The sequence below is a fragment of the Sphingomonas sp. Leaf407 genome (assembly GCF_001425385.1).
In the GTDB taxonomy this organism is placed as follows: Bacteria; Pseudomonadota; Alphaproteobacteria; order Sphingomonadales; family Sphingomonadaceae; genus Sphingomonas.
In genome coordinates, this window is the sequence record NZ_LMQO01000006.1 from 175,181 (window position 1) to 183,343 (window position 8,163).

Here is an 8,163-nt window from a genome sequence, read left to right on the forward strand (position 1 = left end):
CGCACACGCAACCCCTCTGCGTCTCCGCGTGAACCAATCTTCCGACCGTCAGCGAAGCCGCAACGCGCGCTTCACATCGCGCCACGACACCAGCTTGAAGTTCTGTGTCTCGGGCGCATTGTCGCCGTCCTGCGCCACCATCAGCCCGTGGGGAAAGCGCGGCCCGAAATTGCCGGCGATCAGCTCGATCCCGTCGGTATCACTCGTCCCGTCGATCGTGCCGCCACCAATGCGGAACCGCCCGGCATAGGACAGATCGGGCAGGCGATAGAGGCTATAGGCATTGTCGCCCTGGCTGCTGACGATCAGATAGCCGCCCCGCCGCCCCTCGAGCGCGATCGCCAGCCCTTCGGCGTCGGCGACCAGCGTCGTCCCGTCGACCTTCGTGATCAGCGTGGGCGTCGTCGGCGCGGCGGGATCGGCGTCGAAGCGCCACAGCCCGACATCCTCCTCGGCGACATAGAGCGTGGCCGTACGGTCATCGACCACGCAGCCCTCGGACTGGGTGCCGAGTTTCATCGACCGCACCGTCCGCACCACCGGCGGCTTGCCCGGCGGAAGATCGATCGCGACCTGATCGATCCGCCCGTCCTTCATCACGACGAAGCCGAACAGCGCCTTGTCCGCCTTGCGGGTCCACAGGCACATGCCATAGGCCTCGCCCGCACCTACGGGAAAGCGCCCCATCGGCACCAGCCGCCGTGCGACCGTATCGAGCGTGAACAGCGCCACATGCGCCTGCGCTTCATCGGCGCGGTCACTGGCCACCGCGATCACCCGGCCGCCGACGTCGCGCAGATCGACGTTGTTGAGTCGCGCGGCGGGCGTAAAGCTCAATCGCTTGCCCGACAGGTCGTAGACGTGGATGCCTGCCTTCTTGTCGGTTCCGATCACCAGACTGGCGGCGGGGTTGCGCCGGTTGCGCCAGATCGCGGGATCGTCGGCGGCATCGGCGGCGGTGTCGACCGGATCGGTCTCCGCTACCGCCGCGACCATCGGTGCTGCGGCGGGCGTCGCCACCGGCGGCGGCGTCACCGCACATCCGCCGAGCAGCAGCGCAAGGAATGCGGCGCGCATCAGAACGTCACCCGTACGCCGGCCTGATAGCGCCGGCCAAAGGTTTCATGCTCGATCGTATAGCGCGTGTCGCCAACGTAGCGGCGGCCCGGCCCGTTCAGCAGGTTGCTGAAATTGCCATAGAGTTCGACGTTCTGGTTGATCGCGTAGCGGACCGACGCATCGAGCTCGTTGTCCTTGGCCCAATAGAAATCGCCGCCGTCGACACCGCGCACCACGCCGTTGATCGTCTGGAAATCGCCCAGATCGTCGAGCCAGCGCGAGCGGTTCTGATACTGGACCCGTGCCGAGAAGCCGTATTTTTCGTAATAGACGCCGAGGTTGTAGACCGCGTCCGATGCGCCGGGCAGCGGCACGCGGCGGCCATCGGGCGTTTCGGCGCGGCTGCGGTTCAGCGTCGCGTTGACCTGCACGCCGAAGCCGCCGACCCAGTCGGGCAGGCCAAGGTCGGCGACGAACGGATCGAGCTGCTGCTGGATTGCGCCTTCGATGCCGAGGATCGATCCGTCGCCGCCGTTGTCGATCGTCGTGTAGATATATTGCGACCGGTCGACCCCGTTCGCGTTCAGCACATCGCTACCGAACGTTCTCGTCGTATCGAACAACACGTCGCGCAGCCGCTTGTAATAGGCACCGATCGACAGGAAGCCGCGCGGCAGGACATAATATTCGACATAGGCATCGACGCCCATCGCCTTTTCGGGCTTCGCGTCGGGATTGCCGCCCGACACGGTCAGATTGGCGTCGTTGAACGTCAGATTGGGGCGCAACTGGTCGTAGTCGGGCCGCGCCGCGCCGGTGTTGAACGACAGCCGCGCCTTCATCTCGGGCGTGACGTCGTAATTGATGTGCAGGCTCGGATAGACGAGCGTGATGTCGCGCTCGACGCTGATCGGGGTGGTGACGCCGGTCGCGCCGTTGATCGTGGCGGCCGACGAATTGTTGCGGATATGCTCGATCCGCGCGCCGCCGATCACGTTGCCCCAGTCGGTGGTGACGGTGCCCATAGCATAGGCCGAGTAGATGCGCTCGTTCACGTTGTAGAGGTTGGCGGTCTGGTCGCGATAGACCCCGACCTTCTTCGCCCGGTCGACGAGGTCGAGGAGCTTGTCGCGCCCGAAATACTGGAAGGTGTAGCCGAGCGGCACCTGACCCTGGAACCCGCCGGGGATCGCGATCTGGTCATAGCCGGTCGGGATGCCCGCCGCGGCGAACTGCGCCGCGTTGTTCAGTTCGAGCAGGCGTTCGTCGACCGACTTGGTGCGATCGTCGAAGCGCAGGCCCGCGGCGATCGTCGTGCGGTTGCCCAGCAGGCCGTCGATATCGTGGCTTACGTCGAGCCGCGCGGTGTACGCCTCGGTCGTGTCGGCGGCGTAGAGCGAGCGCAGGCGGCTGAGCGTGCGCGGAAAATTCTCGATCGCCGTCACCCGCTCGCCGCGCCCCAGCGTGCCATTGGCATTGCGGATGGTGCGGTACAGCTCGACCTTCGCCAGTTGCGGATCGGTCAGGTCATAGGCGACGGTCAGCCGGTTGGCGGCGTTCGCGCCGTTGCTGCCGAACGAAGGGCTGTCGTAGTTGAGCTGCGCCGGCTGGGTCCGGTCGTCGATCGAGCGGGTATAGTTCGCGCGCCACGATACGCGCCACGTATCGAGGTCGTGGTCGCCGCCCAGCGTGTTGGTGAACACCGACTGCTTGTAGGCACGGACCGTGAAGTTGGAGTTCAGGTCGATGCCGTAGACGGTGCCACGCAGCGGCGTGTTGCCGGTGCAGACATCGGCATAGCCGGTGGTGCCGGCCGCCGGCGTCGCGTTGACGGCGCAAGACGCGGTCCCGGCCGGGGTGCGCGACTGCTGGTCGTCGAGATCGAAGATATAGTTGTTGCGCTGCTCGTCGTCCTGAAACGCCGAATAGATCGTCTCGGCGAAGATGCGGTGGCCCGCCGACGGCTCCCAGTCGAGCCGGGTCGACAGCGAATAATTCTTGCGGACGAGGCGATAGAGTTTGTTCTCGGTCTCGCGCGCCCAGATGCGGTCGCCGAAGCCGGGGCGGGCATCTTCCTTGACCGCTTCCCAATCGGTTTCGAAATTGTCGGTCACCATGCCGCGCCGGTACATCGTCGCCGACGACACGATGCCGAATTCGCCGATGCCGGTCTCGAACCGGTCGGACACGACCAGCGAGCCTTCCCATTCGCGGCGGTCGCCCAGCTCGACATAGCCGACGCCGGCCTTGCCCGCGACGAACAGGCCGTTGTGGTCGAACGCCGATCGGGTGATGATGTCGACGTTACCCGAAATCGTCTCGCCGACCATGTCGGGCGTCACCGCCTTGCGGACGACGATCTGCTTGGCGATCGCCGAGGGGATCGAGTCGAACCGCGCGGCGCGGCCTTCGGGGCTGACGACGTTGACGCCGTCGAACGACAGCGTGGTCCAGCGTTTGGGCGCGCCGCGCAGGTTGACGTAGCGTGCCTGCCCCTGATCGCGCTCGACGCCGACACCGGGCAGGCGGCTGATCGCTTGGGCGATATTCTGGTCGGGCAGACGGCCGACGGCGTCCGACGCGATGACCGACACCAGCGCCGGGCTGTTGCGCTGGATTTCGAGCGCGGCGGATTCGGATTCGGCGATTGGGCGCGATCCGCGCACGACGATTTCCTGGTCGTCCTCCGGCACGGCGGCCGGATCGGCGGCGACAGCGACGACCGGTTCGTCACCGGGCGCGGCGAACGTGCTCACGGGAACGAAAGCAGCCCCGGCAAGGAGCGCGCGCACGAAAACGGCCCGACCGGACCGCGACCACATACCAACCATGTCTGTTTCCCCATTCGAGAACGTCGTCGCGCTCTCTCGTTGGGGTGGCCCTGCCCGGCCGGTTTGGCAGAATGGTTACGCGATCGTTGCGTAATCATTACAACGCCGGGTGTTGCGTGAGGGCAACAGTACAAGTCTGACTCCCCTTATTGAGAAGGGAGGAATTGGGGGATGGGCAGACTTGGCGCGGGTGCCGGCGTTCCCCAACCAACCGACCCACCCCCGGCCCCTCTCTTGTCGGGATTCCTCTGCAAAACACCTTCATCGTACCCCGGCGGAGGCCGGGGCCCAGTTAGGAGGCATCAGTACTCTAGGGCCCGTTTGCATTCAGGGATTCCGTTTGATGTAAAGTTCTGATTCAACGTTAGGCCGCGTCTGCATTTATCGTAGCCAGATCATGAAGCATGCGAGGTGGACGAAGCCCATAAAGGCGGAGACGGTTTTCTCGCAGCGCAGGGCGATACGACGGCAGCGCTTGAGCTTGTTGAAGAAGCACTCGACCTGATGGCGTTCCTTGTAGAGGCGCCAGTCGATGGGTGGCATGACGGTTCGGTTGGGATGGGCCTTTATGTGCGCGCTCGCTCCAAGATCGTCGGCGATGAAGGTGCGTAGCGCGTCGGCGTCATAGGCGGCATCGGCAATGACGTGACCTACGCCGTTCAAGCCGGCCAGCAATGTCTCGGCCTGGGGACGGTCGGCCCACTGCCCGGGTGTCGGATGAATGCGGATCGGCAGGCCGATGGCGTCGACCGCAGCGTGCAGCTTGGTCGTCAGCCCGCCACGCGACCGGCCGATCGCGGCAGCTTCAGCCCCCCTTTTGCACCCGCCGCATCGGCGTGTGCTTTCGAGATGGTGCTGTCGATCAGGACGTATTCGAAGTCCGGCGTGTCGGCCAGGCTGTGGAAAAGCCGTTCCCAGACACCGGCATGCGACCAGCGCCGGAAGCGGGCGTGCACCCCGCTCCACTTCCCGAATATCTCCGGCAGGTCTCGCCAGCGTGCCGCGTTCCCAGCCATCCACAGGATCGCATCCACGAACAACCGGTTGTCCACCCCGCTGCGCCCTCGCGTCCCTTCGCGACCGGGAAGATACCCCGCAATCCGATCCCATTGCTCGTCCGTCAGCGTCCGTCTGCTCAAGGCTTGCCTCCTTCGCCAGCCTTGAATCAGAACTACCGACGATTGAAAATCCTCCAAATGCAGACACGGCCTAGTGTATCCGTGATGGTTCGGGGCGGTCACGGTCTCTGAGCGGCCATTTTCCCGATTAGGAACCGAGACTGTCCGAAAGCGGATCGTTCAGCTTACCACGATGACCGCCCGCATCAGCGCGGTATCCCGTTCGGCTTGAATATCGGCAGTCCGGGTCGGCACGGTGATATCGGGCATGATTCCAGCATCTGGCTGCGGCGTCGCAGGCCAATAGGCGATCAGCGGCAGATCGACCTCGATGCCCGATGCCGGCAACCCGACGAAGAAGAAGGCACCGCCATTGATGCCACGGCGGTTGCCGCCGGTCTCCTCGCCGACCAGCGTTCCCAGCCGGTAATGCCGCATGAGGCCTGCGAAGCCGAACGTCGCCGAAGCGTTCTTCGGGCCGACCAGAACGGCGACCCTGCCGGCGAACCGGCGACCCTTGGGCTGGATAACGTCGGTGTCGGAAGCGTCGCCGGGACGGGTCAGGGTGTAAAAGCCGGCCGCGTCAGGACCGATCGCCGACGATCCCCAATCCTTGAAGCTGCGGTCCCACGTCTTGAGGTAGGGAGCCAGCCTGTCGGGTATCTTGCGATACCGCACATGACGGGAATAGCGGTCTGCGGTCAGGGGCGCTTCGATCAGGCGGGCGATGATCGCCGCCCCGCAATCGAGCCCTCCCCCGTTGTCGCGCACGTCGATGACGATGCCCGAGAGCTGGCGATCGACCGCGGTGTCCAGAATGGCGTCGATGAAGCCCTGCCAATCCCACTTTTCATGGAAGACCGCCCAGGTCGGCATGGTCAGGATGCCGACCTGGGCGCGCACCTCGAACGTCCAGCCATAGGGGGAATCCCTGGAGGGATGGCGCAAGCCCGCGTCGCGCGCTGCGGCCGTCATCAAGGGGCAAGCGATCGTCTCGGCTCTGCCGGCGATCCGCACCACGATACGGGCCGAGGGGCCGGACGACGGGAACAGCAGCGCCCGCAGCACGTCGAACGTCGGCTGATCGGCATCGCCGGGTATGCCGAGGTCGGCCACCTTGCGCGCATCGTTGCTGCCGTCCGTGCGGGCATAAGGAAGCATCTTCGCCAGCATGTCGCGTGCGCGGATACCGTCGATCGCGACGATCTCGCTTCCGATCGGCAGATGATGGCCGCTGCCGAGATCGGCGGTGACGATCATGCGCCGGTCCAGCCATCTGAAGGCGAACGGTAAGCGATCAGGCTTGCCGAACAGCGCCGACGCGACGGCCGGAGTCTGGTTGGCGGGGTTGGGAAAGCTGTGACCGCACCGGACGCTTGCGGTAAACGCCGACAGCGCCAGGTAGAAGTCTCCCAGCGTATGGGGTGTCGCGGCGAAGCGATCGAGGCGCTGGCGCTCGCGCTGGAAGTTCGCCGGGGTCAGATAGCGATAGAGGCCGGGATGCAGGCTGGCATAGGCGTCGCACAGGATGGCGATATCTGATCGCATCGCCGCGGGTGACAGCAGCGTATCGCTCGCCTTGGCGGGAGCAGGCAGAAAGGCGGTTGCGACCAGGCCCGACGCTCCCGTCAGAAGGTGCCGGCGATCGAGATGTATCATGGTCTTGCTCCGAGCGGATGTACCCCGAGCCGATGCCGATGCCGGTCAGGTGGTGCGCTGCAAATCCGGGCGTTCCGCGTCATTTTTGTCGGTTGAGACGCGACGATAGGCCGAGGGTGTAACGCCGAACCGCTCCTTGAAGACGCGGTTGAAGGTCGCCTTCGATCCGAAGCCGGCATCGATCGCGAGCGTCAGGATATCGCCATCGGCGCCGTCCCGCAGCCGGGCGGCGACATGCTCGACGCGCAGCCCGTTGATCGCTTCGGCGAATCCCAGCCCCAGCCCCTCGTTGAAACCACGGGACAGATAGGCGGTGTTGGTCCCCAGCCTGCGCGCGAGTCCAGCAAGATCGAGGTCCGGATCGCGCCACCATCCATGCGCTTCGATCCGGTCCATCCACCCGGCCGCGACCGGCCGCCAGTCGCGCTCGGTCGGCTCCACGATCGGCTGCGGTCGGGTGTCCGCCTGCCCCCAGCCCTCGATCGCCAGATAATTGCCGACGACAGCCAGCACGACATAGAAGCCGAACATATCGAAGTAGGAGAGCGGAGCGACCAGCGCCTCCACGATCAGGTATCCCGTGCGCACCGTCACGATCGCGGCATAGGCGATCAGCACCGCTCGCACGCGCCTTGCCGCGGCAAGGTCGGATCGGCGCGCCAGCAGCCAGTTTCGATGCCGGCGCAGCGCGCGCAAGCCCGCAACGGTATAGCCGATCATCGATGCGAGCAGCAGCGCCGCCAGGATCGGATCGAGCCAGGGGCGTTGAACCTCGCGGTCGAACGCTCCCCGCAGATCGAGCGGCAGGCAGAAGGCGATGGCCTGATAGGCGAACTGCGCCACCGGTAACGCGGCGTGCCAACGCGGTATCGGGCGATCGAAGATCAGGGCGTTCAGGTGCGCGTACAGCAACGGCCCCGTCGCCAGGGGAACGGCGAACGGTGCGAACGAAAGCCACGGCCAGCGATCGTAGAAGCCCGCATAGCCGATGGCGAACGGCGTCAGCATACCGCACAGGACGATCAGCAACCCACCGAGGGAGCGTTGCGCCCTCCCGCTTCGCCCTATGATGATGGCAGCCGCCAGCACCAGCATCTGCGCCTCGAACAGACCGAGGATGAGGGACATGGGACCGATGCTCACGCGACTATCAGCCTCGCTCCATCAGCAACGTCAATGGGCGATCGAGCTGGTCATGCGCGGGCGCTTGGGCGTTCCCGAAATATGATGTTGGACGGGCTTCGAGAATGCTCGCGTTTTCCCCGGAATATGATCCCAATGGGAATGGCCCGGCCGCCCGTTGGCTGTTCCCGAGCGAAAAGCTGCCGGTGCATTATCGACCAGCGGCGCTCCGCTGCTCAGCAGGGGTCGCGGCGCGGTGTCCGTAACTGAGGACGCTGGTGATCCGCCAGGTGCCATCCTGCTTCGCCCAGACCATAACGAACTTGGCGATCCCTTCGCATCGTCCTGTCGCCAGTTCACAGAAGCGGTGTTCG

At 65.3% G+C, this 8,163-nt stretch carries 4 protein-coding genes and 1 pseudogene; all 5 read right to left on the bottom strand.

Annotation, left to right across the window (positions count from 1 at the left end):
- Positions 1 to 48 precede the first annotated feature (48 nt).
- The 5 genes and pseudogenes from ASG37_RS16420 to ASG37_RS16445 all read right to left on the bottom strand — a co-directional run bounded on the left by ASG37_RS16420 (position 49) and on the right by ASG37_RS16445 (position 7,762).
- Positions 49 to 1,077 (bottom strand): phytase, encoded by a 1,029-nt coding sequence (locus ASG37_RS16420; RefSeq protein ID WP_055762885.1) that lies wholly within the window; start codon positions 1,075 to 1,077, stop codon positions 49 to 51.
- Positions 1,077 to 3,815: a TonB-dependent receptor gene (locus tag ASG37_RS16425; protein ID WP_055762888.1), complete on the bottom strand. Its 2,739-nt coding sequence runs from the start codon at positions 3,813 to 3,815 to the stop codon at positions 1,077 to 1,079. The genes ASG37_RS16420 and ASG37_RS16425 overlap by 1 nt, the downstream gene beginning before the upstream one ends.
- A gap of 456 nt (positions 3,816 to 4,271) precedes the next feature.
- Positions 4,272 to 5,131 (bottom strand): annotated as a pseudogene (locus tag ASG37_RS17755) (IS5 family transposase).
- Positions 5,132 to 5,188: 57 nt separating this feature from the next.
- A complete protein-coding gene (locus ASG37_RS16440) occupies positions 5,189 to 6,667 on the bottom strand; it encodes a S41 family peptidase (protein WP_055762891.1) in 1,479 nt (492 codons plus the stop codon).
- Positions 6,668 to 6,712: 45 nt separating this feature from the next.
- Positions 6,713 to 7,762, bottom strand: a complete 1,050-nt coding sequence (locus ASG37_RS16445; protein ID WP_162233484.1) for an AraC family transcriptional regulator — start codon at positions 7,760 to 7,762, stop codon at positions 6,713 to 6,715.
- Between the last annotated feature and the right edge of the window lie 401 nt (positions 7,763 to 8,163).

Bases quoted from the DNA above. Each gene is read 5' to 3' on its own strand.
- ASG37_RS16445 (WP_162233484.1), bottom strand. From the start codon at position 7,762: ATGCTGGTGCTGGCGGCTGCCATCATCATAGGGCGAAGCGGGAGGGCG.
- ASG37_RS16420 (WP_055762885.1), bottom strand. From the start codon at position 1,077: ATGCGCGCCGCATTCCTTGCGCTGCTGCTCGGCGGATGTGCGGTGACG.
- ASG37_RS16440 (WP_055762891.1), bottom strand. From the start codon at position 6,667: ATGATACATCTCGATCGCCGGCACCTTCTGACGGGAGCGTCGGGCCTG.